At 31.2% G+C, this 25,035-nt stretch carries 23 protein-coding genes; 1 reads left to right on the top strand and 22 read right to left on the bottom strand.

The window, feature by feature from the left end; all coding sequences use genetic code 11:
- Window positions 1-399: 399 nt before the first annotated feature.
- The 4 genes from KDK92_RS09310 to KDK92_RS09295 all read right to left on the bottom strand — a co-directional run bounded on the left by KDK92_RS09310 (window position 400) and on the right by KDK92_RS09295 (window position 3,995).
- Window positions 400-1,710, bottom strand: a complete 1,311-nt coding sequence (locus KDK92_RS09310; protein ID WP_250858984.1) for an APC family permease — start codon at window positions 1,708-1,710, stop codon at window positions 400-402.
- Window positions 1,711-2,287: 577 nt separating this feature from the next.
- Window positions 2,288-2,458, bottom strand: a complete 171-nt coding sequence (locus KDK92_RS09305) for an alpha/beta hydrolase (RefSeq protein WP_250858982.1) — start codon at window positions 2,456-2,458, stop codon at window positions 2,288-2,290.
- Window positions 2,413-2,847: an alpha/beta hydrolase gene (locus tag KDK92_RS09300; RefSeq protein ID WP_250858980.1), complete on the bottom strand. Its 435-nt coding sequence runs from the start codon at window positions 2,845-2,847 to the stop codon at window positions 2,413-2,415. Before KDK92_RS09300 ends, KDK92_RS09305 begins: the two co-directional genes overlap by 46 nt.
- Window positions 2,848-2,999: 152 nt before the next feature.
- The gene (locus KDK92_RS09295) at window positions 3,000-3,995 is read right to left on the bottom strand and encodes an alpha/beta hydrolase (RefSeq protein WP_250858978.1); all 996 of its coding nucleotides are present in this window, start codon (window positions 3,993-3,995) and stop codon (window positions 3,000-3,002) included.
- 201 nt (window positions 3,996-4,196) lie between these two features.
- Between KDK92_RS09295 and KDK92_RS09290 the strand changes: the two genes are divergently transcribed.
- Window positions 4,197-4,769 carry a hypothetical protein gene (locus KDK92_RS09290; protein ID WP_250858976.1) on the top strand — a complete coding sequence of 191 codons (573 nt, stop codon included), beginning with the start codon at window positions 4,197-4,199 and terminating at the stop codon, window positions 4,767-4,769.
- Window positions 4,770-4,908: 139 nt separating this feature from the next.
- Here KDK92_RS09290 and KDK92_RS09285 read toward each other — a convergent pair whose 3' ends face one another.
- The 18 genes from KDK92_RS09285 to KDK92_RS09200 all read right to left on the bottom strand — a co-directional run bounded on the left by KDK92_RS09285 (window position 4,909) and on the right by KDK92_RS09200 (window position 24,647).
- Window positions 4,909-5,361 carry a hypothetical protein gene (locus KDK92_RS09285; RefSeq protein WP_250858974.1) on the bottom strand — a complete coding sequence of 151 codons (453 nt, stop codon included), beginning with the start codon at window positions 5,359-5,361 and terminating at the stop codon, window positions 4,909-4,911.
- 95 nt (window positions 5,362-5,456) lie between these two features.
- Window positions 5,457-7,727 (bottom strand): hypothetical protein, encoded by a 2,271-nt coding sequence (locus KDK92_RS09280; protein ID WP_250858972.1) that lies wholly within the window; start codon window positions 7,725-7,727, stop codon window positions 5,457-5,459.
- 393 nt (window positions 7,728-8,120) lie between these two features.
- Window positions 8,121-8,297 carry a hypothetical protein gene (locus tag KDK92_RS09275; protein ID WP_250858970.1) on the bottom strand — a complete coding sequence of 59 codons (177 nt, stop codon included), beginning with the start codon at window positions 8,295-8,297 and terminating at the stop codon, window positions 8,121-8,123.
- A gap of 196 nt (window positions 8,298-8,493) precedes the next feature.
- On the bottom strand, window positions 8,494-9,264 hold the full coding sequence (locus KDK92_RS09270; protein ID WP_250858968.1) for an ABC transporter permease: 771 nt from the start codon (window positions 9,262-9,264) through the stop codon (window positions 8,494-8,496).
- The gene (locus KDK92_RS09265) at window positions 9,264-10,181 is read right to left on the bottom strand and encodes an ABC transporter ATP-binding protein (RefSeq protein ID WP_250858966.1); all 918 of its coding nucleotides are present in this window, start codon (window positions 10,179-10,181) and stop codon (window positions 9,264-9,266) included. The genes KDK92_RS09270 and KDK92_RS09265 overlap by 1 nt, the downstream gene beginning before the upstream one ends.
- 22 nt (window positions 10,182-10,203) lie before the next feature.
- On the bottom strand, window positions 10,204-10,398 hold the full coding sequence (locus KDK92_RS09260) for a PLDc N-terminal domain-containing protein (RefSeq protein ID WP_250858965.1): 195 nt from the start codon (window positions 10,396-10,398) through the stop codon (window positions 10,204-10,206).
- A 56-nt stretch (window positions 10,399-10,454) separates the two neighbouring features.
- The gene (locus tag KDK92_RS09255; protein WP_250858963.1) at window positions 10,455-11,204 is read right to left on the bottom strand and encodes a CPBP family glutamic-type intramembrane protease; all 750 of its coding nucleotides are present in this window, start codon (window positions 11,202-11,204) and stop codon (window positions 10,455-10,457) included.
- 40 nt (window positions 11,205-11,244) lie between these two features.
- Complete coding sequence (locus KDK92_RS09250) at window positions 11,245-12,066, bottom strand: ABC transporter permease subunit (protein WP_250858961.1); 822 nt, start codon at window positions 12,064-12,066, stop codon at window positions 11,245-11,247.
- Window positions 12,067-12,069: 3 nt separating this feature from the next.
- Complete coding sequence (locus KDK92_RS09245) at window positions 12,070-12,789, bottom strand: ABC transporter ATP-binding protein (RefSeq protein WP_250858960.1); 720 nt, start codon at window positions 12,787-12,789, stop codon at window positions 12,070-12,072.
- 244 nt (window positions 12,790-13,033) lie between these two features.
- On the bottom strand, window positions 13,034-14,497 hold the full coding sequence (locus KDK92_RS09240) for a HAMP domain-containing sensor histidine kinase (RefSeq protein ID WP_250858959.1): 1,464 nt from the start codon (window positions 14,495-14,497) through the stop codon (window positions 13,034-13,036).
- A 9-nt stretch (window positions 14,498-14,506) separates the two neighbouring features.
- Window positions 14,507-15,205: a response regulator transcription factor gene (locus tag KDK92_RS09235; RefSeq protein ID WP_250858958.1), complete on the bottom strand. Its 699-nt coding sequence runs from the start codon at window positions 15,203-15,205 to the stop codon at window positions 14,507-14,509.
- A 377-nt stretch (window positions 15,206-15,582) separates the two neighbouring features.
- Window positions 15,583-15,903, bottom strand: coding sequence for a hypothetical protein (locus tag KDK92_RS09230; protein ID WP_250858956.1), 321 nt, complete (start codon window positions 15,901-15,903; stop codon window positions 15,583-15,585).
- 560 nt (window positions 15,904-16,463) lie between these two features.
- Entirely contained in the window at window positions 16,464-17,021 is a 558-nt protein-coding gene (locus tag KDK92_RS09225; protein WP_250858955.1) for a 2'-5' RNA ligase family protein, read from the bottom strand.
- A 145-nt stretch (window positions 17,022-17,166) separates the two neighbouring features.
- A complete protein-coding gene (thrS, locus tag KDK92_RS09220) occupies window positions 17,167-19,071 on the bottom strand; it encodes a threonine--tRNA ligase (RefSeq protein WP_250858953.1) in 1,905 nt (634 codons plus the stop codon).
- A gap of 401 nt (window positions 19,072-19,472) precedes the next feature.
- Window positions 19,473-20,351 (bottom strand): S66 peptidase family protein, encoded by an 879-nt coding sequence (locus KDK92_RS09215; protein ID WP_250858951.1) that lies wholly within the window; start codon window positions 20,349-20,351, stop codon window positions 19,473-19,475.
- A 27-nt stretch (window positions 20,352-20,378) separates the two neighbouring features.
- On the bottom strand, window positions 20,379-21,266 hold the full coding sequence (locus KDK92_RS09210) for a hypothetical protein (RefSeq protein ID WP_250858950.1): 888 nt from the start codon (window positions 21,264-21,266) through the stop codon (window positions 20,379-20,381).
- 44 nt (window positions 21,267-21,310) lie between these two features.
- On the bottom strand, window positions 21,311-22,171 hold the full coding sequence (locus KDK92_RS09205; RefSeq protein ID WP_250858949.1) for a hypothetical protein: 861 nt from the start codon (window positions 22,169-22,171) through the stop codon (window positions 21,311-21,313).
- A gap of 79 nt (window positions 22,172-22,250) precedes the next feature.
- A complete protein-coding gene (locus KDK92_RS09200; RefSeq protein ID WP_250858947.1) occupies window positions 22,251-24,647 on the bottom strand; it encodes an alpha-galactosidase in 2,397 nt (798 codons plus the stop codon).
- Window positions 24,648-25,035: the final 388 nt, after the last annotated feature.

The following is a 25,035-nucleotide window of genomic DNA, read 5'->3' as shown; positions in this document are numbered from 1 at the left end:
TGCTTTATCTGATAATCCTGTTCTCACATCTGTAATCTCAACTATAAAAACATCTTGTCCAACCCAGCATTCTTCAGGTGTATAGCTCTATTTTGAATTTGATGTATCAAATGCTATGGTTCCATGAGATGAATCTTCACTTAGATTAAATGTTATAAATACAATATTTAACTCTCATGTATTGTTAACCCTTAACAAGTATTTATTATGATATTATTAGACAATATATTTTAACATTAATTAGCTATTTATAATTATTTATCTTGTTAAAATACAAAAATCTAACCTCAATGGTTAGATTTTAAAGTTGAATAGTTTTACACTTATAATATTTAAATAAAAAACACCATCACAGATTATCTTATGCATAACCCATGATGGTGCTTTTTTTTATTTATATTAATTGGTTTGCGACTTCTTTAAATAATAGAACACTGGTAATCCTAATAAAGTTATTCCAATTCCTATTAATGAATTTACTGGTGAACTCATAATTGTACTTACTAATATATATCCTCCCCCGAAGATACCAACTAGTGGGGTTATTGGATATAGTGGAACTTTATATGGTCTTTGTTCTGCTGGCACTCTCTTTCTTAATATAAATATACCAATTACTCCCATGACAAAGAAGATCCATAAAACAAATACAAGTAAGTCTGTAAGTGTATTAAAGCTTCCAGATAATATATATAGTACAGCTAATGCACCTTCTAATATTAAAGCATTTCCTGGAGTTTTAAATTTAGGATGTGCTTTTCCTAAAACTTTATGAAAAGGTAATTGCTTTCTTTCTGCCATAGCGAAAGGAACTCTTGCTCCTGTCATAAGATATCCATTTAATGCGCCAAATACAGATACCATCATTCCAACTATAATAAACGTTCCACCCTTTTTCCCGAATAGAAGCATAGCTGCATCTGAAACTGGTGATTGAGATGCTACAATTTTGTCTATAGGTAAAACATTGGCTAATGCTATATTGAATAATGCATAAATAACCATAACACTTGATACCCCTAAAATGATAGATCTTGGAAGATCTTTCTTCGGGTCTTTTAATTCTCCTGCCATGTTTGTAACACCTATCCACCCATCATATGCCCATAATGTTCCTAGAATAGCGGCTCCAAACCCCATTCCAGTTGTTACTGCTGATTGAGTGAACGTAATATCATGAACTTCTCCATTTATTAATCCAAAAATAACAATAGCTGCTACGGGGATTAATTTACCCACTGTTGAAACAGTTTGTATTATTCCACCAAACTTTGTTGCTATAATATTCATTAATATTACAAATATTAATATACCTGCAGCGACAAGTTTTTGCTGAAAAGAATTCATCGGTATGAAGAATGTTGCAAAGCTTGTAAATGCAATTGCAAGGGCAGCTCCTGATGCTGGATAAGAAATGACTGTTTGTACCCATCCTAATAAAAAGCCCCATACATCTCCATATAATTCTTCTAGATATACGTATAATCCACCTGTTTTAGGAATAGCTGCTCCAATTTCTGCAATTGTAAGTGCTGAAGCTAAACTAATAACTCCACCTACAACCCATGCTAGCAATCCCATTCCTGTTGATCCTGCATTATTAAAAACGATACCTGGTTTTAGAAAAATACCAGAACCTATAATCATTCCAATTACAATTGCAATTGCTTCTGTAAATGTAACAGATTTCTTTAGTTTTTTTGTAGACATAATTTTCTCCTTCTTATGTTAAACTTAAAATAATTTGATCTTGAATTATATATATCCCTAACTCTCCCTATGCTATTCTATTACAATTTTGATCAATCCACAAGACTTATTGTTAAGAAAATAACAGTATTTTTTTTACCTTATTCCCCTTTAATTATTCTGATAATTTATACTTTTCTCAATTATGGCATTTGCTGAATTTTTAAAAATCATTTTCCCTAACCCCTTATATATCAATATATTGAACATTAATATTTAAATTATCTAATAAAAGAATTATTTTGAGAAATTCCTTTTAGCTATTTCTGCATTGTTAATTATGCCCCCCAAATAAACAACATACTCTGATAGATTTCAACATGCGCATACCCATTTATGTTTTTTAGTTAAATAAATAACTAACTTTTCACCCATAAATCCTTTTCATTATTCGCACATTTCATAATATTATTAATATTATGAACAATTTCAACTTTTTAAGTTTCTAACACATAATTTTAAAACATCATGATGGATTTCCTTATTAATAATCCATCATGATGCTTTCTTATTAAAATATTTTCTTCTATAAAAAACGCTATTGCTCCATAATAAACTTCAATGCCTTCTCTAACTTTTCCTCTATATCTTCTGGGTACCAATGTCCTATCCCCTTATTTATGTAATATTCATAAGGCACTCCTTGTTTTTTAAATTCCTGAATCATTTCCTCAACATCTTGAATAGGTACATCCTTTTCCCCATCCATAAATACCCCTCATATATTGATACTTGTGATGATTGCAGATACACCACAATATATCCTTCACTTAAAAGCCAATCTGGTTTCCAAAACATTTTATGGTGTTCAATATTTTTCCCATCTCCATGTAAGGTAAAAAACACTGGATATTTTTTTACTTTAGTATATCCTTCTGGTAAGAATACCTCATATTTATACTCTGATTTTTCCTGCAGTTGACTTCTTAACAATTCATTCTGCTCCTTTAACTTTTCAAACCTAACCTGTTTTTCTAATGGTTTGAACAAGCCCCAGTGCAATGGACACAAATATTTTCTCTCTATCAGATATGATAAAATATCCACCCCTTCTTCATATGCTTTCACTTGAATACATAACCAAGTTTTAAAAAACATAATAATTCATTTTACATTCTTCCCCATACTTTTCATTATACTAAATTATATAATAATGGGATATATTATCAAATATAATATTAGCCCAAACCTTTGCATAATAAAGAAGGAGGAAATACTCCGAATAGCATCTCCTCCTTTATTATTTATTATTATTTCATTATAAAACTCAAAGCTCTATCTAATTTCTCTTCTAAATCCTCTGGATACATATGACCTATTCCTTCATTAATATAGTACTCGTATGGAATTCCATGCCCCTCTAATTCAGAGATCATTTCATCCACCTCTTCCATTGGTACATCCTTTTGTCCATCCATAAATACAAACTTTACTCCTCTCTGAAGAGCACCTTTAACATTCTCTTCAGTGAAGCTTCTTGGCTTAAATGAACATAGAGGAATTGCACCTTTAACAGGAATTAAATTGGATATTGTAATATCAATTGAAGCCACAGATCCTCCTGAGTATCCTCCAATTATTACATTATCCTCATCAACAGAATACTGTTCACAGATTGTATCATAACAATCTTTAAACTCATCATGCATAGCCCCATAAGTATAAGGATATTTTCTTGTTTCAATTGATTCAGCATAGAAATCCTTATCTATCCATATGTAGCCCTCATGGTAATGCACCTTTGATGACTGTGGGCATACAACAATAAACCCTCGTTTTGTAAGCCACTCAGGCTTCCAGTATCTCTCGTGTCCTTTAATATTATCTCCGTCTCCATGAAGACTAAAGAATAGTGGATATTTCTTATCTTCACTATACCCCTCTGGAACATGAACAACATACTCAAACTTTGCATTCTTCTGAGCTTCTATCTTCATCCGCTCATTCTTCTCTTCTAACTCTTTATATTTCTCATGACCTTTCAATTCATCCCAATTCCAATCTATAGTACAGATATACCCCTTATCAATAAGATCTGAGAATGTCTCTACAGCCTCATCAAACCTTCCATCATTGCAATATAACCAACATTTTTCCGTCATAATATCGTAAAATTTCTTTTCATATTCTTCCTTAGGAAGTGTTTTTAACCCCTCTTCAAATAACTCTATAGCTTCTTTAAATTTTTCATTATCTGAAAGTTTACAGTAAGCCACCTCTAATTCATCAAAACTATTGTATTTCATAACTAATCCCCCCGTTGTTTTAACTTAACCTTATTTATATATTTTATCATAAATTTCCATTCAATTACGCTCAAGAACAATTCATAAGAGAAAATGAGTCTTATACCTAAGTATTTCTTTTTTTGTCTCCTCACTCATTTGTATCAAATTAAAATCATAGATTATATTAATAATCAATTATTAAGTATAAGGAGATTTCCAATGAAATATGTACCAATGGTTTTCAATATGGATGAAGAATTAAGAGCTTTAAAAAATCAAGAATTCAGCAATAATATTGCCCCTTTCATACAGATTATAAAAGACAATGATTCTAAAGAAGAAAAAACTAATATACTTGATAATATTGAACAAATAATTTCTTTTAAAAAGGATAACACTTTCTTTCTATCTGCACCTAACATAAATACTCAAACTCATCATCATTCAAATACATTGAATAGATTTAGTTCTTATAATAATGTTATTCCTGTATTAGAAGTCAACTTAGATTCTTACACTTTTGGAGACATAAAAAACTTAAAAAACTCCTTATCATATGAGAGATTTTGCTTCAAAGTACTCGCTAAAACATTTAGTAAAATTTCTATTGAAGTAACCACATTAATAAATGAAGATGATTATTTCCTATATGATTTTAATAATCAGGATTTATTTCATGAAGATATACAATCAGAAATAACTCTTATAAATCAAATAAAAAATCACAAGAATTTCAAAACTATAACTCTTGGTCATTTTATGCCTACTATGGATTATGAAATTGAAAAGTAAATTATATAATCCACTTTATAATTACTCTCACAAGGATACATGCAATCCCAAAAGTTTTTATAGATTCTTTGACGCTTTTCAAAAATTTTTGCTACAAAAAAGTTGCTACTGTTTTGTAGCAACTCATTCTTTCTTATTTTTATTTCATTCCCGCAAATTGTTCCCCAAATATATCTTTTAAATCAGAAATAATTTTTTCATTTGTACCAACATACAGAACAATTAATTTTCCTTTTTTATAAAAATGCGGCTCTGAAACCCAAGATACGTTGACACTTTTCGAAAAAATACTTGTAGAAGTATATTCACATCCCCCACTATCAATGTTTTTTGCATCTTTCTCCATTTTTTTATTATTACTATATAAGTAGATATCTATGGCTTCCTCTCCGATTACCATTCTTTTTCTTGTAGTTGGAAGAAAATCTTTTTTAACATGAATTAGTTGGAATTCATAGTTTTTTGCTTTCATCTCAATTTCAAATTTTTCTGAATCGAAAGTACTATCAGTAATATCATTTCTATATATATAAGCAAAAACTACCCACAATACTACAGCTAATAATACTATTTTTTTTGTTAAATTTCTCATAACTACCTCTCATATTCCATTGCTAATATACTATTATTATATGAATATATACATTTTTAGGAATCCTTTAGATAAAAATTATACATAGTATCGTCCTATTCGAAAATAATATTTGTGTTATATTTTCTATTTACCTCTTCAAATACAACTTGTAAAACCTCTTTTATTAAGTGATTAGTGAATCTTTTAATCTCAATATTTTCATCAGATATGTTATAACTAGGCATTGCGAATCTATTAATTTCTTTTATATCTTCTGCTCTTAATTCAGTAGCACCTTCTCCTCTTCTTAGATGATACGCTCTATACCATAGTTCAGTTTGTCTATTTAATGTTAATATTCTCTCTTTGCACACATCATAGATTTTTTCACTCATTTTTTCCATAATAATCTTAACCAATTCACTTTTATTTTCTTCTGATATAAAGAAATCCTTTTGAAAGTAATTAGGTTTAGTTACTAATTTATATATACACTCTAATAAATATTTTTGCATATCTCCAACTGGGCTTAATCCGTCATAGGATAAGCTATTTAATTCAGCATATCTCCTTGATAATGCTTTTACATTCTGCGCTGGGAGAGCCTTTATACTTTGATCCTCTATAAAACCTAAAAGTGCATCCCACCTTTCATTATATTTCTTAGTAGATTCTATTAGGTCAATAGGAAATAAATACTCATAATATTTTAATGGTTCACTATACAGAGTCCCCTGTTGTTTTGGTGACTTTAATTTATGAATCAAGTCTTTTACCTCTTCAATAATCATAGAATCACTGTCTTTATTGACTTCTTTGTGCAAGTTTTCTAAAAAAAATAATTTATCATTTAAATTCCTTTTTATGTTTTCCACTTTTGAACCCTCTAACAATTCTAGCACTTGATTCATATTTCCAACTATGTGATGAACTTTACTCTCTATTCCATAAAAATTATCTCCCTGAATTTTATCAAAATGAGTGAATGCCATATAAAGTTTGCTTGTATATCCTGAAATCTCTATATGATTAAAAAACTTCTCAGCATCGTATTTCATACCCTTAGAAGCATCATTAACCCATAATATTTTATCAGCTTTTCTCAATTTTTCATCTATCTCGGGAGGAATACTGAAGGCCTCTTTTAATATATGATCCAATCCTCTACCATCAAAAAATATAAATTTATAATCATCTTTTTTTTCAATAAACCTTGGTATAAAAGGTCCTTTAGTTCTTATACTTTCAACTATCGGAGTTATAATTTGTCCAAATAAATTCTTTTTATTAGAAGCCACACTCTCTAGTATCTTTAAACAAGATTTTCTATCCAATTTCTCTGCGAAGATGAAATCTATCCACCCATTCTTATTCACTTCTTTATATATTAAATTATCACCTAGAACTCTATGTATAACAGTATTTATCAAACTCATTATTTTTTCAACAAACTCCAGACACCAATCCCTCTTCATGATTTTCTCAATGAACTTAATCTCTAATCCCATTCTTCTTTTTTTAGATAGTTTGTCTATATTTACATCTTCATTTTTTAAGTACTCTCTCCATTCACCTTCTGAATAGCTTATTATATCGGTTAATAACACTTCTAACTCTTCATTATTTTCAGTTCCATCCTCTTCAAATTTCTCATATTTAGTTATTTTGCTCATATATCCACTAGATTCCATGGATTTATCTTTTGTACTTATGTTCCCTAATATATAATTCAACCTAAATTCTCTATCATTTGTCTCTAGGAAACTCCTCACTATAACATCATATGTACTATTCTTTATGGTCTCTAAAATGGCTCCTTCAATTAATTCTTTTACATATTTCTCTATCTTTGCCTTCTCTTTAAAAATACAAACTATACTGTAATCCTTCTCATTACTTACAATAAATTCTTTGTTTGAAATAGTGGTCTTATTTGTTGAAGTTGCTAGAATCTTCTCCCCTTGTAAGTCTAACCCTAATAATTGTTCTAACAACGTAGTCTTACCCGCCCCACTAAATCCTTCAATATCAATACGCTTATGAGCTTTTAGGTGATCTATTGGGATGTATCCCTCTCTTATCCTCTCATATTCATGGCTATTATTAATATAAATATCTCTATAAAATATCTCAACTGCCTTTTCATTTATCCCTTGTTTTATTGCAACTTCCCTCTTAGCGCTATTATGATAACTGATATCGTTTATAAGCTTTTGTAGGTCCTCAATTATCAAATCGACCTTTTCTTCTTCTTCTATCCCTGTACCTCTTCTTATTCTTTCAAGATTACCTGTCTTTTCATCTATAATCATTGGGTGATAAAAATTAATGCTCCAACTCTTTCTTCCTTTATTTTTACTCTTCGATACCTTATATTCAATCATCGAATTTCCTCCTTGGTTCTCTTAGTCCAATCTCATCAAGCCGCCTATACAGCCACTTCCCACATGGTGCACAACAACTTGTACACCACATATCAATATTATAGCACAAACCTCCATAAACTTGAAATTCGGTGCACATTTTCATGTGCACCGGATAAATTTGATTTTTTACCTTTTTTTTCTTGTAAAGTCTCTGATTTTTCCATAATAATGAGTAATGGAATTACTTTAGCATATTCATTTGTCCCTCTAACCAGATTAATCTAATCAAGTACCATAAGTTCACTTTCATATTCCACACCTAAATTAATACAACAAAAAAAGAAAGAGTCTATGCTCTTTCTTATGTTTGTCTTATTGTCTTATTATTTTATTTCATATGCCTTAACTTCATCATGACAGATATTTGGTTTCAGTTTCAAATATTTCATCAACCATTGTCAAATAATCTATGAACGGACTCTCTATTAATAAGAAATCTGAAATATTGTTTTTAATTTTCTCTAGTCTCTCAATTATACTCTCATCAAAATCTAATTCTAGTAATTCTAGTAATTCATTATCTTTCATATTCCATACTCCACTTTCTCTATCTGATTTGATTTAATAACTATTCATATTATATCATGAATTCTTGATTTTGATGATTGTAAGAATTTATTATACTTTCACTTTTTCTTTACTAAAAGCTTATCACTTGTCCCTGCCAATTAATTATTAAAACAAAAGAAGAGTATGACACTCTTTCTTAAATATATTCTAGTATTTAAATTTCTTGTTTCCTAAATATAAACCATCCACATAATACTAATATTATGGACAATCCCATTACCCCTAATACTGGTTTTAAGAATTCAACATTATTTCCACCTACTAATATATTACTTGCACAAACACTTAATTTATTTGGTGAAATAGAATTTATAAATTCACCTAAATATTGTGGAATTGTACTAAAAAGAATGTATGAAATAAATGCTGCACCAGCTACTGCCATTTGACTTTTAAAGAAACTTGAGAAAAATATCACAACCGCAATAACTAGTAGTAAATTAGGTAAATAAACTGTAGTACCTAAAAGTATATGTGCCCAACTTATTTCACCAAAGATTATTTCAGTATAATACGCACTAACAACTAGAGCAATATAAGTGCTGAAAATTACTAATACGGAATAGGTGAAGATTTTTGCAAAATAATATTTCGCTCGTCCTATTGGTTTCACCAATACCATTGCAGTTATATCTAAGGAACGTTCTCCAGCAATTGTCCCCATGACCATCAATATAATTACGATAATACCCAATTGAGCAAACTGACCTAATAATCCACTTAAAACATCACTCACTAAAGGATCAGCTATTTGAATTACAGTACCTTTGGGTAAATCACCTGAGTTCTTTAATAGATTTGGAAGCATCTTTATTGTTATTGGTTGCATCAACGCTAACAAAGTAAATATTAAAGGCATAATTAATATTTTATAATTTTTACATAACTCTTTTGTTTCTTTAACCAACATTGGACATCGTTTCATTAATTGCCCACCACCTTTAAGAAAACATTCTCTAATGAAGTACCACTCACTCCGTATGAGATTAAACTTAATTTCTCATCTATGATTAATTGAAGCAACTGAGTACGCGCTATTTCAAATTGATTTGTAGTAATTTTAAATTTACTTCCATCCACGTCTATCTTAGATACCCATGATTTATTATTTAATATCTTTACTATATTTTTATCTGTTGGCTCAATACTAAATTCTATAATTTGTTTTGCATATTTTTTCATTATTTCATTCATAGAATCAGATAGTATTACAGACCCTTTATCAATTATTACAATTTTATCTGCAACTCTAGCAATATCGTCTATAATATGTGTTGACATAAATATTGTCATTTTATTTTTCAATTTCCCTATTAATTTTAATACATCATAACGTCCCATAGGATCTAGTGCTGAAACCGGTTCATCAAGTATGAGTAATTTAGGGTTATTAATGAGTGCTTGTGCTATTGCCAATCGTTGTCTCATCCCCCCACTATATCCACCGATTTTTCTATTTCTTGCTTCCCAGATTCCACACATTTTTAATAACTCTTCATTTCTTTTCTTTATAGTTTCTTTGTCTAAATCAAACATAGAACCAACCCAATTCATCCATTCTTGTCCAGTCATATAGTTGTAAAATTTTGGTGTTTGAGGGCAATAACCTAATTCTTTTCTAATTTTATTAATATCTTTACTTACATCGTACCCTACAACCTCTACTTTACCTGAAGTAGGTGCTGCAAGTCCTGTTAAAATACGCATTGTGGTAGTTTTACCTGCCCCATTTGCCCCTAAGAAACCAATACATCCTGTTCCCTCTATACTAAATGTTATATCTTCTAAGGCTTTTTTATCTTTATATTTTTTAGATAATCCTTCACAATTAATAATTTTCATTTTTTCACCCATCTTTCAATAACTACTCTGTTCTACCTACAGTTAAATAAATAATTGGTCCAACCATTGAAGCAAATAGAATTATCAGAATCCATATAAGTTTATTACCACCTCTAACAGCTGACTTATCACGTTTTATTAAATCAATCACTGCAATTAAAACTAATATACCTTGAATAATTACTAATGGTAAAATTAATCTTAAATCTAAATTCATATTATCACTCCTGTAACTTTTTTATTAAACAGAACTACAGTTAAACTTTTATTCACTTAGTATAACATTGGAACAAACACAAGCTGCATAAAAACATGGGTTAACATATGAGCACAAATTGCATATGGTAGTCCTTTCTTCCAGTACAAGTATCCATAACCAATACCAGCAACACTATTTAATAAAATACATCTTATTATAATTGGTGTAGACAAGCCAAACATCTGTGAGGTAATAGGAAGATGCCCTGCTGCAAATCCAAGTGTAGCAATAAATATAGCTACTACATAGATAATATTAGGTATATTTTCTCTATCTTTTCCCCTTGCAAAAAGTTTCCAAAGTATGAAAACAATCAATGACATGAAAAATAATCTAAGCATTAATTCTTCAATTACTCCACCATATAAAACTCCAAATAGAAGATACCCTAAGGAAAACTTGTATGAAGTTGTTTGTACTGGTAAATAAGAAAAAAATATAAATTTATCAGAAGCAACTATTATAAATGCTGATAATAAAGCTAATATTATTGCCAAAATCATGCCTTTATTGTCAAAATGAGGCAGTACCTTTAAATTTACTTTCCTTGCAAGTTTTACTCCTAAAAAAGTTGCAATAAATGCATATATTCCTGACATCAATATATTTATACCTATTAACGCACCCATAGATCCAAACTGTGATATTGTCTGTTGTTTCATTTCCTCTGGAACTGATAACATTTGATATATTCCTGAATATGCTCCAATAACAATACCTATGAGAGTAAATATTAGTGTAATTTTAATATCTTTATTTTTCATTATTTTCATCTCCATTATTTTTTATAATCAACATCTTAATCTATTCTGTAACTTCTTTCCTATTAAACACAACTACAGTTAAAATAACAGATATTACTACATAGACAAAGAATATTATTCCCTCTTCTATCCTAATACTCCTACTTACCATACTAGTAAATGCTTTAAAGTATGTTGTTATGATGTATTTAGATACATCTTTCCATAAAAACTGTACAAATGTTGATCCTATAATAATGGCTACTGATACCATAATCATGCTTGTTCTTTTTTTTAACAAAAGACATATCGGCGTGAAAGTAACTGTAAATATCGCTAACACCATGTAACTTTTTAAATACACTCCTAATGTGTGAAGCACAGCACTTACTCCCTGTAATGTTCCATTTTCAGTTGCATACATCCCACTTTTCATAAATACATTACCAGATATATATGAGATTATTAGCATAAATCCCATCAAAAACATTATTATAGTCATAACCGCCATACTTTTTCCTAAAATTATCTTCCATCTACTGATTGGTCCTACTAAGGTATATCTCATCTTTCCATCAGCTATATCTCCTGTTATGATTTCAGCAAGAAGAACCACAATCATTACTGGCAATACAAAATCTATTACAAATCCTAAAAGAATTCGTGGATAGTTTTGTGTATTCATCAATGCAATCTCTACTGAAACCTCTTCCCCCATCACTTGAGAACTACTTCCATTTTCCATAGTCTTCTCAGCCACTTTTCCTAAACCCTCTAATCCAACAGCCGTCACTATAGCAATTACAGCTAAAATACCCATGAATATATATATCTTCTTGTCATGTATTATTCTAATCAATTCATTCTTTATAATCGCACCCATGTGTTAAACCTCCTCTATTAACTTTAAAAAATATTCTTCTAGATTCTCATTGTTGTTCTCATCTAGTAGTTTATCAACACTTCCTTCTCTTACAATCTTCCCTCTTGCTATAATTCCTATCTTAGTACATACCTTTTCTATATCGCCTAGAAGATGAGATGAAATTATTATTGTTTTCCCTTCCTTGGATAGCTTCTTTAGAATTTCTCTTACATCCCTCATCCCCTTAGGGTCAAGTCCATTACTCGGTTCGTCTAATATCAAAAGTTCAGGATCATTCACAAGAGCTCTTGCTATTCCTAATCTTTGTTTCATCCCAAGGGAGTATTTCTTAACTTTGGTCTTTGCACTATCCTTGATACCTACTAGTTCTAATAGTTCCATATATTTTTCTTCCTTGAATCCTCCAAATAGATTACCATGTAACTTAAGATTCATAAGACCACTAAGATCATCATAGAATACTGGCGCCTCTATTATCCCCCCAATCCTACAAAATATCTTTCTTGATTTGTTATTCATTTCATTATTCAATACGTTTATATTTCCTTTATCTACTTTCAAGAGACCCATTATCATCTTTAATGTGGTTGTTTTTCCTGCACCATTTTCTCCTAAGAAACCATATATTTCTCCCTTCTTAACCTCCATATTGAGCCCTTCTATAACCTTCTTATTTTTAAACGTCTTATGAACACCACTTAATTTTAAAACTGTATCCATCTCATCCCCTCCTTATCTTTTTTTTAATATGTCACTATATTTTTATATCAATTAATTTATTCATTTCTTATATTACTAATAATACTCCCCATTCCTTTCATCACCATAAATCCAATGTGAATTTCCCCTAAGTTTTTCCTTAAGATAACCTTAAGAAAAAAGACAAGCCGGGGACGGTTCATTAAAACTTTAGAAGTTTTAATGAACCGTCCCCGGCTTGTCGATTACTAATTTCTCGCATTTCTTATTTTTTTCTTACCTTAACTTCATACACTTCGCTCTTCGGAATTATCATAGTGAATCTTGATCCTTTATTTTTCTTCGTATCTAATTTTATTCCCCCTCCATGTAATTCTATTATCTTTTTAGTGATAGCAAGACCAAGTCCACTTCCACCATCTGTTCTTCTGGCATAATCTCCTCTTGTAAACTCCTTAAAAATATCTTCTTTTATATACTCATCCATACCAACACCATCATCCCCAATGACTATAGTGATATTCTCCTCATCCTCTGCTAGAGACACCTCTATCTTTGTCTCTTCTGGGTTATACTTGAGGGCATTTCCAATTAAATTACTAAGACCTCTCTCCATCTCGAACCTATCGAATCTCAGTATTATCTCCCTCTCTGGAATATCTGCTATAAGTTCAAATCCTCTGCTCTCAATATCTCCGTGATTAGCCACTAAAAACGCTCTTAAGAATTGGCACATATCGCCTTTTACTTTCTTAAGAACAAAATCTCCACTATCTAGTTTAGTGTAATTGAATAGGGATTCTATTAGATAATTCAACCTAATTGATTTATCATGGATATATCCAAGATACTTCTTTTTTTTAACCTCATCAATATTATCATCATCAATAAGCAGTCTTGAATACCCCTGTATTGTAGTTATTGGAGTTTTAAGATCATGTGAAATATCCCTTATCATCCTCTTCTTGTTCTCCATAATACTATGATTAACTTCTTTCTCTTTAACCAATCTCTTAGTCATATCATTTATGGAATCCTTTATATATTCAATTTCCTTTGGTGCATGAATTTCAATAGGTTTACTCAATTTATCAAAATCTATATCCTTTATCCCCTCTGAGAGCTTTTCAAGTGGACTTAGTATCTTCTTATTCAATCTCCTACTAAATATTAACACTAATAATACTATTCCTACTATAAAGAATAACCATATGAATCTTCCGTAGAATGACATATTTCTATTTATATCTGTCCCATCATATTCTGAACCAAGTCCCAAATTTATCTTGTTAAGCTCTATAGGAATTATTACGAGACAAGTATATGTTTTTCCATCAACCCCTTGAAACTCTGTGGCTGTAGCACTGAATTTTTCTTGCACCCTATTAATTCCGTTGTTACTTAGCATATCCAACAGTTCTTTTTGTGTGTAATTCATATTATCCTGAAGTTTTTCCCCGATAACATGGATCACTTGATTATTGTATAATATTTCTATCCAACCCTTAGATTCCATTATAAGTTCACCATCTATATTTTCATAATCGGGTCTCACTATCTGTTGTGCTGTCAATCTAGGTATATCATCAGTTTTTGCATATTTAAATACATTTATCAATAGAAACATAAGCATTGAACCTGCTATTACCGCCACTAAGATTATACCCAATACCAAAAACACATAATTCTTTAAAAAGATACTTTTTAGATTTTTATTATTCTTTTTCATATCAACCACCTAATCCATAACCTTATATCCAAGACCTCTTACTGTCTTTAAATATTTCGGTTCTTTTGGAATATCTTCTATCTTATCTCTCAACTTACTCATGTGTACCATTATCACATTATCTTCACCAAAATATTGTTCTTCCCACACCTCTTCATATATCTGCTTTTTAGTGAATATCTGTCCTATCCTTCTCATAAGCATGGCCATTATTTTAAATTCCTTAGATGTTAAATTTATCTCCTTTTCCCCTTTTAACAAGAGACATCTTCCAGTATCCAAAGTAAGCTCCTTATGTTTAATTATCTTTTCTACCGACTGCTCTGTTTTTACCTCATTGAATTCATAAAATCTCCTTAACTGGGCATTTACCCTTGCAACAAGTTCTAGAGGATTGAATGGTTTAGTTATATAATCATCCGCCCCTAAATCCAATCCTAATATTTTATCCTGTGGTTCGCTCTTTGCAGATATCATTATTATAGGAATCTTTCCACCATCTCTTATTTTCTTCACTACCTTATATCCATTTATCTCAGGTATCATTATATCTATCAATGCTAAATTTACATCCTCTTTTCTTATTATGTTAACAGCCTCTAGACCATCATACGCCTTAAATACATTGTATCCTTCTTTCTCAAGATAGATCTCAATGAGTTCACAAATTTCCTTTTCATCATCAACTACTAATACATTTATATCCATAGTTATCCTCCCAAAGCTCTATTGCACTATCTGATTCTATCATTTATTTTAAGTTATCTCTATTATACAGTTTATTGTATTTACAGGCAATTTTAGTTAATACATAAAAAAGGCGCGTTGCACGCGCTTCGCTAGGGAAACCTACGTTTCCCTTCGACGCAACTATCGTTGCTGAGCACCCTTCTTAAACCGGCAGGGGAAATACTTCCCCTACAACCCCTTCATTTTTTTATTCTTTAGAAATTGAACTGGTACAATTTTACACAAACATGCACCCCGTTGATATAAGCAACATTACATGTGATAAATTCTTTAGGAAATTTTTCAATTTCCTAAAGAATAAAAAATGAAAGAGACCTAAATCTCTTTCCAACTTATTATTTAATTTTGTTACGCTTCCTAACACCAAAAGTGATTAATGTACTCACGGAAGGTATTAATGCAAGTAAAATTAATTCACTTAATGTAGTGCTCATGCTCATTAGTATTCCTATGATTATCATGACAGCTGCTATTGAGCCCCTCTGCAAACCTATAACCATACAGTATTTTTTCTTATCAACAACATCATACTCATTTGGTACGATACCGAATAGTGTTCCTTTAGTATTTTTAATAATTTCTATGTTTCTTATGGTCTCAACGATAATCCATATTCCTCGTAATATAACTATTACTCCTAAAACCGTATTTAGCATATACTCCTCCTTGTGATAGATTTTATTTCTTATGTAATTGAACTTCGCTCCTGACCTTCATATATTATCTTATGCACGTTGATTTTATGTTGCTATAATTAAAACCTATAATTATGCGTATTCAAAAATAACCAACTTATTCTTTTTAAGTTCTATTCTGATTACATATTTAAAAACATCCACAATTGTCTGATAATTTCCACATATTTATTTTAAATCTGTTAATAACTTCTGCTTTTTATCTATTAACTGTTGATAACTATTAATTTAGTTTAACTATTCGATTTACTTTCACCATTCATGAGTTACTTAAATTTGTAACATATCGCTCTTTTATTATCGCAAAAGGCGCTTCGCGCTTCGCTAGGGAACCCTATGGTTCCCCTCGACGCAACTAACGTTGCTGACCCCCCTCCTTAAACCGGTAGGGGAAATACTTCCCCTACAACCCCTTCATTTTTTTATTATTAAGAAAATTTTTCAATTTCCTTAATAATAAAAAAACTGTGATTAGATTTTATAAATAAAATCCAACCACAGTTTTAAATCATCATATTAACTTACACGAATTTCTTCGAGCTCAATGTCCTACAAACCAAACACTTATCTTCCTCAAACTCTATTTCAATAAGTGCAACCTCACAAACTTTCACCTTCTTAGGTTCGAAATTATCATAACAGAATTGAAATGCATCTCCAATCCTTTCATCACCCTTCAACTTTCCTAGTGTACAATGGGGATTCCATCTCTCTGGAGAATAAAAAACACTCTCATTTCTACTATGATTTTCGAAGACCTTTTTGACATCCATAAACAGATTAAATATTTCAGTATTTATGTTTGCTCTTGTATATATAACATCTGTTGCCTTAAACATTGCAATAGTATCAAAGTATAACTCAAAGCTCCGAAAATCTTTTTCTATATATTTACTGAAATCTTCTTTTAACTTTTCACTATCAACATCATTATATACAGATAATGCTATATGAGGAACAACACCATCTATTGAATCCATGAAATGAGATATATTATTATCATGAAGTCTCTTCCACATTCCTCTTACATATTCGTCAAATTCATTATTAAAAAATATCTCTATGGCATAACTCTTCATTTCAATCCCTCCCTACCAAATACTTTCAATATATTTTATACATTCGAAATTTTCTTCATCATCTCTTCTTTGTTATCTAATTCTTTCTTTTTACTTATTGTCTTATTATTTCCTAATAAATTTATACCCCTAATATTCTTTAAATCTATCTTTTCTTTTCTATATCCTGAAGTATACGGTCAATAAACTGTTCAATTGAAACATTTCCCTCATCGCCATTTTCTCTACTTCTTAGTGAGACAACACCATCTTGCGCTTCTTTTTCTCCAGCTATTATTATATACGGAACCCTCTCATTCCTTGCTTCCCTTATCTTATATCCAATCTTCTCTGCTCTGCTGTCTATTTCTACTCTAATACCACTTTCTTTAAGCCTATCAACTATACTATTGCAGTATTCATTGTATTTATCTGATATAGGTAGTACTTTTACTTGAACAGGCGCGATCCACGCTGGAAATTTTCCTTCAAAATGTTCAATTAGTATACCCATAAATCTTTCAAGACTTCCTAGAATTGCTCTGTGTATAACTATTGGTTTATGCTTCTCACCATCTTTTCCAATATAAGATAAGTCAAACCTTTGTGGAAGTTGAAAATCAAGTTGTATAGTTCCACACTGCCAAGTTCTTCCTAATGAATCCTTAAGATCAAAATCAATTTTGGGGCCATAGAAAGCTCCATCTCCTTCATTTATAACATATTCCTTACCTATATGATCAAGGGCCTCTTTAAGGGCACTCTCTGCCATATTCCAATCTTCTATGCTTCCTATTGAATCATCCGGTCTAGTTGATAGCTTGATATTATATTGGAATCCAAATGCTGAGTATATTTCATCTATTAACTCTATTACTCCTACTATTTCATCTTTTATCTGCTCTGGTAACATAAATATGTGAGCATCATCCTGTACGAACGATCTTACTCTCATGAGTCCATGGAGTGCTCCTGATAGTTCATGTCTGTGAACTCTACCAAGTTCTGCTGATCTTATAGGTAAATCTCTATACGAATGAACTTCACTCCTATATATCAGCATTCCACCTGGACAGTTCATAGGCTTTATTGCATAATCCTCATCGTCTATCTTAAGTGCATACATGTTCTCTCTGTAATGATCCCAATGTCCTGAAGTCTCCCATAGATGTCTATTTAAAATTATTGGAGTTTCTACCTCAACATATCCACATTTCTCATGTATCTTCTTCCAGAAATCTATAATCTTATTCTTCAGAATCATTCCTTTGGGAAGGATAAATGGAAATCCTGGTCCCTCATCCATGATTGCAAATAGCTTTAGCTCTTTACCTAACTTTCTGTGATCTCTTCTCTTAGCTTCTTCTATAAACTCCAGATAATCCTGTAGCATAGACTGTTTTGGAAATGCAGTTGCGTATATTCTCTTCAACATCTCCCTCTTCTCATCGCCTCTCCAGTATGCCCCAGCAACACTCATAAGCTTTATAGCCTTAACCATCTTTGTATTTGCAAGATGTGGTCCTGCGCATAGATCAACAAAGTCTCCCATTCTGTAGAAAGATATTATTTCATCTTCTGGAAGGTCATTAATGAGTTCAATTTTATATTTCTCACCTTTCTCTTCCATATACTTAATTGCTTCCTCTCTTTTCAGTTCAAATCTTTCAATAGGGTGAGCCTCTTTAATTATCTTCTTCATCTCTTCTTCTATCTTGTTAAAATCATTTTCTGATAATTTATAGTCCATATCAAAATCATAGTAGAAACCATTCTCTATTGAAGGTCCTATGGCTAATTTAACATCCTTATACAATCTCTTCACAGCATATGCCATGATATGAGCAGCAGTATGTCTATATACCTCTGCCCCCTTTTCATCCTCAAACTTTAAGATATTCACCTCATCACCATCATGGAGTTCAGTTGTGAGACCAACCACCTTCCCATTGACTTCTCCCGCTACTGCTTCTTTGTACAATCTTCCACTAATGCACTTTGCAAGCGTAGTTAGATTTTCACCTCTTTGAATTTCTTTTACTGCTCCATTGTTTAATTTTACTTTGATCATCACAATTTACCTCCTTTTGAAAGTTTATATAATAAAAAAACATCCATCCCATACAAGGGACGAATGTTCTATTCGCGGTTCCACCCAAGTTAACACATCCATTCATATGAATGCATTCACTCAATTTCTAATTTAACGGATTATCCGATGACATTTCCTAAACAGATTAATTTTCTGTTTCAAAAACTATTTCATAGTTTCTAGTACTCAGCCATGACTCAAGGGTAGTTTTCACATAGCCATATGGGATTTGCTCTCAATCGGTGACATATCCTCCCTGTACACTGGGCTCTCTGCTACTCTTCCTTTTCACTGCCTTCAATTTTATGTGATTTCTTAAAATAATACCACTCTTTATATATGTTGTCAAATTAATTTTCTGAGTATTTTGAAATATTTTTCTATTTCTTGATTTCTATCTCCCTACCGATTACAATACAACCAGCATCATAATGATGTCCTAACTTATCAGTTTTCACTATTGGTATTTTTCTCTCCCCTATAGTTTCTTTTATCAACTCTTCTAGATCAGGTTTTGTATTTTCTGCCTCTAGCTGACTGAATGTACCTAGTATAATACCATTTAATTTATCTAAATATCCAAGGTGCCTCAGTTGCCACATCATAGAGGAAATTCTATCTGATAATCCCCCAAAACCCTCTATCAGTAATATTTTTCCTTCTAAATTAGGCATATATTTTGTACCTGCTAGTTTAAGAAAACATCTTATATTTCCGCCTATTACAATACCCTTCATGGAGTTTCCCTTAATCCATCTATACTCCCTATGGAAAAGATCATTTTTTCCTTCAAACAATGACTTCTTGAACTGTTTTATCTGCTCTTCGCTATCTTCCCTTATAATGTTTCTTAGAGTATAATGATATGTCTCTATGCCCGATTGACTATATAGTGTATTCAATATAACAGATAAATCACTTATTCCGAAATAAGGTTTATTATTTGCTCTTATGATATTGAAATCAAGATACTCTAATATCTGATTCGCAGCATCGCCCCCTGATATATCAAATATAGCCTTAATACTCTTATCCTTGAATAATCTCATAAGCTCATTTCCACGCTCCATAGGAGTTCCAGCAAAAGGACCATTGGTTCTATATAATGTATGTGCCAATTCAACCTGTAATTCCATACTTTTAAGCTCTGCTATTATTTTATGTAATTTTTCCTCATATTCTAATTCCACCCCATTTGAGCAGGATATTATAGCTACTTTATCGTTTTTTTCTAATCTCATGTTTATCACCACTTTCATCTTTATACTTATAAATATCCCCTTAGTTTAAATAATAAATCCTACAATAATTATTGTAATATACGCTATCAATTCAAAAATATTAAACTTGAATTTTCTTGAGCTTTTTTTAATACCATCTCCTATAATTATACTAAATATAATGCATATAATTGAATATATAAATATAATCATACTAAAATATTTTATAACTCTTTCCGTTGAAAGAAGTTCATCCTTTAGAGCCTGTGGTACTACAATCCAAGCAGATACCGTCAATATTATTATCTTTAAAACTATTGTGGGAATATCTATTTTCTTCTTATAACTTACTCCCTTTTCAATTAAAATTTCAAAATTAAACCACCCTTCTTCATCAATTAAACTACTATCCTGCACCCTTGACTTTTTTTCATGAATATCATCAGTTACCTCTATACTCTCCTTAGTAATTACTATGCGTTTCCCAAGATAATTCCTATACCATAAAGCAACACGCTTTAAGAAATAAAAAGGATCATTTCTCTTTAATGCTCTAGGCGTTGATATTCTTATTTTTTTCTTGCTCAAAAAGTTTATATCTTCACTATTTTTTTCTAATCCCTTATACGTTCTAATCTCGTTTATGTATTTTACTAATTTACACTTTAAATCATAAATCTCTTCACTTATATTATATTCAATGGCTTCATCATCATATTCTTTTTGCATTCTTTCATAATCTTGCTGTAATTCATGCTCCCCATTCCATTCTTCGATTTTAATTGTTTTATTAAATGCTTCTTCTATTATTTGGAGAGCAATTTCATAGGTTAAATTATTATCTCTAAAATCATCTATTGTTCTAAAGATTCCAATTAGATATTCTTCTAGACTTCCAGTATACTTATTTTTATAATTCTCTATAATCTCTAATATCCCCTCACTAAAATTCATAAGTTTATCCCCACCTTATATATATATATATTTATTTTAAGTACCTAAAGTATAAATCCAATAGCTATTATAATTAAATGTACTATCAACTCTACCTTGCTTACCTTAAAGTTTTCTGATACTTCTTTTGCTGCTCGTACTGTTGCTAATCTAGCTACATAACAAACAAATAAATAAATAAGTGCTAATATTCCAAAATACTTGATTGATCTAATTGGTGACATGAGTTTATCATTCATCATCTGTGGTATTACAATAATAGCTGAAATAACATATATAATTATTTTATATATTCCAAAGTTATATCCATTACCCACTCTGTTAAAATTCCATCCGTATTTAATCAGCCTCTCAAAGTCTATCCATTCTTTTTTCTTACTCTCTTTATCACTTCTCATCCCTCTATAATCAGAGTTATACTCATCTATATAATCTTGATTATTTAAAATTATATTCTCTAAGAATATGAATGGATCTTGCTTCTTGTCATCTCTCATTTCTGTTGCATCATCTATGAATTTTTCTAGGGTTCTTTTAACTTTATATAAGCCATATTCACCCTTCTTAAGTTTGACTTTTTCATATTCTTTTTGGTCTTTCTTATCTGCTATCTCATCACAAATAGTTCCACAGAAACCTATGTATTTGCACTTAGGATAATGATTCTTTACAGGTTCCTTTTCGAAACCTTTACCACAAGTGCAATACCTCTCCCCACGAAAACCTTCTTCTAAAATGCCTAGAAATAGGTCTTCTGAAACTATAACATCTTTTTCGCTTTCTCTAAGATATTCTTCAAGTTCTTCTAATTCCCTGTACACCCCTTTGATATAGTCTTCTAAGCTTCCCCTATACTTGCCCTTGTATTTTGATATAATACTAGATAAATTATCATTGAAATACATAAGCTCCCCCCTAAATTCTATCATTTATGAATTCACTATACAATATTATACTATATTTGAAAATTAATACAATAAGATTCTATTTAGATGTCCTATTTGTTCTTATGTAGTATATCCTTGAACCAAAATCCCCTATATATCTAACCTTCTCATTATATCCTCCCCCATTGAACTGAGGGTATGGTTTAAACCCAGCATACATAAGCTCATCTCCATATGCCTCAATCCGCTGGTTTTCTCCTTTGAATAGATAGTTATCACTTACAATCTTATGAACTAACCCTTTAAGCCCATTGGTACGTACCTCAAAAGGCACAAATTCATTTATGAGTTCCCCGAACTGTTCAATATTCATAAACTGCTCTCTTGTGTAAAGATTATATTGATTATCTTCTTTTAGCCCTTTGAGTTTTATAGTTTCAAGTGTCATATTACTCTCCTGTAATTTTTGATAATAACCAATCATCCCCTCATTCTTATCCTCTGATACAACCATCAAAATTGATTGATTAGACTTAAATGGCGATTTAATCCTATAAAATTCACCAAACTGAAATAGTTTTCTATGTTTCTTGTAGAATTCAATCTGCTTTTTAATTACCTTCCCCTCAAAATTTGATATCTTGGTTATATCTAGTTCATACCCTAGAATTCCAAATGCGGCCACATTGAATCTACTCTCTATAGAGTTATTTCTCAGTGTTTGAAGAGATGGATTTGAACCAACATGAGCACCTAATGTGCTTTGAGGATACAACAATGATGCTCCATACTGTATGTTCATCCTTTCCCCAGCATCTGTATTATCACTTGCCCAAGTCTGAGGCATATAGTAGAGCATCCCAAGATCATATCTATTCCCTCCACTAGCACAACTCTCAAAGAGTATATGTGGAAACTCCTTGGTTATTCTTCCTATAAGCTCGTACACTCCAAGAACATACCTATGGTGAAACTCCATCTGTTTCCAACTCTCAAGATAGTTTGAATACACATCCGTTACACTCCTATTCATATCCCATTTCACATATTTAATATTGGAAGATGAGAATATCCTCTTTAAAGTTTTATAGAGATACTCTCTCACCTCAGGGTTTGTCATATCAAGTATAAGCTGATTTCTCCCTAATGAGGGTTCCCTATTTGGGAGTTTTATTGCCCATTCTGGATGTTTCCTGTATCGTTCACTTTTCTCAGATATCATCTCTGGTTCAACCCATAACCCGAAGTGTAACCCTATTTCATTTATCCTATGACATAATTGCGTAAGCCCCCCTGGAAGCTTTTTATCATCAACCATCCAATCTCCAAGACTACTTGTATCATCGTTTCTACCTCTGAACCACCCATCATCAAGAACAAATAATTCCATACCAAGTTCCTTAGCATTTCTTGCAAGATTCAATAATTTCTTCTCATTAAAATCAAATCCAACAGCCTCCCAGCTATTAAAAATGATACTCCTCTCCTTATGTTGCCATTGGGGTGGAATCACATTGTTATTTATTATGTTGTGAAAATTCCTAGATAATTTATTTAGACCTTCATAAGAGAATGTCATAATAACTTCTGGGGTTTGAAATCCCTCTTCTTTATGTAGAGTCCAGCTAAAATCAAAAGGATTTATTCCCATCTGAAGCCTTATTATTTCATGTGGATTCACTTCCACCAACCCCTGGTGATTACCGCTATATATAAGTGCAAATCCATAACATTCTCCATTGTTTTCATCTGAATTTTTCTTCTTTATGGACATGAATGGATTGTGATCAGCCCCAGAAACGCCTCGTTTTGAATCTAAATAATACACCCCTTTTGAAAGAGCCTGTTTCTGTATATGCTTCTCTCTAATCCACTTTCCCTCAAGTGTTATAAGTTCGCAATCTTCATGTGTGAGATCAATGTTCATACTCATAGCTTTATGGATCTTTATGATTCCCCTCTCTCCATTTACTATTCTACAGCTTCTTGTTATAACATCCTTATAATAGAACACTGAGTATTGCAGAATAACATACACATCACTATTCTCATCATACATAGTTATCTCCAATGAATTAACCTCGTCCCTATTCTTCCCCTTCTGATCAGTTGTATTTTCAAAAGTGTGAGGCAATCCTTCTATCTTATATTTCCCTTGAAAAATCTTATGTGATTCATATATAAAATCGCTAACCCTCGAGCCATTCTCCATCTCAATATGTATTGATGGCTCTTTGAAGTCACCCTTACCGTATGTTGATAATTCTAGTTTTGTTGTGTTAAGTGTAAAATCATCAATATACTTACTATAGTTCACCTCCAGTCCAACAGGTGTATTAAAATTTTGGTAAAGTGAATCAAAATTTTCTCTATGCTTTATCTTCCTGCCATAATGAAGATTAGTTATATGCCCACTTGGTAGTACCTTGATAATATAACTTGTTTTATCTGTAGTGAGATGAAACTCTTTATTATTCTCATAGATCATTTTCATTACGCTCCATCTTATTTCTTTATACATCCTATTATCTTTTTCTGTTCAATATTCGATTTCATATTTTTCTTAATAATTCTGTATAATATTTACCCTTATGTATATACTACTAATGAAGCACAAGCGAGATATATACTCGTAGAATTTTATGTGCTTTAATAGAAGCTTTTCAATGTCGCCACTCTGGAAAAGCTTCTATTTATTTTTTGTGTCACTAGCTATGCTTTTAAATGTCCATAAGTCGTATATTCTATATTTTTCCTCATTTCTCTTTTATTTTTTCTAGTTTTCAACTATAATATTAGTATTGTTATTATATTAACAACACTAGAAGGGATGTATGATTTTATAATAATATTATTTCATTGATATGTTCGACAATACTTTC

Source organism: Oceanirhabdus seepicola, from assembly GCF_023684385.1.
Taxonomy (GTDB): domain Bacteria; phylum Bacillota; class Clostridia; order Clostridiales; family Clostridiaceae; genus Oceanirhabdus; species Oceanirhabdus seepicola.
This window is presented reverse-complemented; position numbering and strand designations above follow the sequence as displayed.

Excerpts from the sequence above, each read along its gene's own strand:
- KDK92_RS09310 (WP_250858984.1), bottom strand. The coding sequence starts at position 1,710 with ATGTCTACAAAAAAACTAAAGAAATCTGTTACATTTACAGAAGCAATT.
- KDK92_RS09305 (WP_250858982.1), bottom strand. The coding sequence starts at position 2,458 with ATGGATGGGGAAAAGGATGTACCTATTCAAGATGTTGAGGAAATGATT.
- KDK92_RS09300 (WP_250858980.1), bottom strand. The coding sequence starts at position 2,847 with ATGTTTTTTAAAACTTGGTTATGTATTCAAGTGAAAGCATATGAAGAA.
- KDK92_RS09295 (WP_250858978.1), bottom strand. The coding sequence starts at position 3,995 with ATGAAATACAATAGTTTTGATGAATTAGAGGTGGCTTACTGTAAACTT.
- KDK92_RS09290 (WP_250858976.1), top strand. The coding sequence starts at position 4,197 with ATGAAATATGTACCAATGGTTTTCAATATGGATGAAGAATTAAGAGCT.
- KDK92_RS09285 (WP_250858974.1), bottom strand. The coding sequence starts at position 5,361 with ATGAGAAATTTAACAAAAAAAATAGTATTATTAGCTGTAGTATTGTGG.
- KDK92_RS09280 (WP_250858972.1), bottom strand. The coding sequence starts at position 7,727 with ATGATTGAATATAAGGTATCGAAGAGTAAAAATAAAGGAAGAAAGAGT.
- KDK92_RS09275 (WP_250858970.1), bottom strand. The coding sequence starts at position 8,297 with ATGAAAGATAATGAATTACTAGAATTACTAGAATTAGATTTTGATGAG.
- KDK92_RS09270 (WP_250858968.1), bottom strand. The coding sequence starts at position 9,264 with ATGAAACGATGTCCAATGTTGGTTAAAGAAACAAAAGAGTTATGTAAA.
- KDK92_RS09265 (WP_250858966.1), bottom strand. The coding sequence starts at position 10,181 with ATGAAAATTATTAATTGTGAAGGATTATCTAAAAAATATAAAGATAAA.
- KDK92_RS09260 (WP_250858965.1), bottom strand. The coding sequence starts at position 10,398 with ATGAATTTAGATTTAAGATTAATTTTACCATTAGTAATTATTCAAGGT.
- KDK92_RS09255 (WP_250858963.1), bottom strand. The coding sequence starts at position 11,204 with ATGAAAAATAAAGATATTAAAATTACACTAATATTTACTCTCATAGGT.
- KDK92_RS09250 (WP_250858961.1), bottom strand. The coding sequence starts at position 12,066 with ATGGGTGCGATTATAAAGAATGAATTGATTAGAATAATACATGACAAG.
- KDK92_RS09245 (WP_250858960.1), bottom strand. The coding sequence starts at position 12,789 with ATGGATACAGTTTTAAAATTAAGTGGTGTTCATAAGACGTTTAAAAAT.
- KDK92_RS09240 (WP_250858959.1), bottom strand. The coding sequence starts at position 14,497 with ATGAAAAAGAATAATAAAAATCTAAAAAGTATCTTTTTAAAGAATTAT.
- KDK92_RS09235 (WP_250858958.1), bottom strand. The coding sequence starts at position 15,205 with ATGGATATAAATGTATTAGTAGTTGATGATGAAAAGGAAATTTGTGAA.
- KDK92_RS09230 (WP_250858956.1), bottom strand. The coding sequence starts at position 15,903 with ATGCTAAATACGGTTTTAGGAGTAATAGTTATATTACGAGGAATATGG.
- KDK92_RS09225 (WP_250858955.1), bottom strand. The coding sequence starts at position 17,021 with ATGAAGAGTTATGCCATAGAGATATTTTTTAATAATGAATTTGACGAA.
- thrS (WP_250858953.1), bottom strand. The coding sequence starts at position 19,071 with ATGATCAAAGTAAAATTAAACAATGGAGCAGTAAAAGAAATTCAAAGA.
- KDK92_RS09215 (WP_250858951.1), bottom strand. The coding sequence starts at position 20,351 with ATGAAAGTGGTGATAAACATGAGATTAGAAAAAAACGATAAAGTAGCT.
- KDK92_RS09210 (WP_250858950.1), bottom strand. The coding sequence starts at position 21,266 with ATGAATTTTAGTGAGGGGATATTAGAGATTATAGAGAATTATAAAAAT.
- KDK92_RS09205 (WP_250858949.1), bottom strand. The coding sequence starts at position 22,171 with ATGTATTTCAATGATAATTTATCTAGTATTATATCAAAATACAAGGGC.
- KDK92_RS09200 (WP_250858947.1), bottom strand. The coding sequence starts at position 24,647 with ATGAAAATGATCTATGAGAATAATAAAGAGTTTCATCTCACTACAGAT.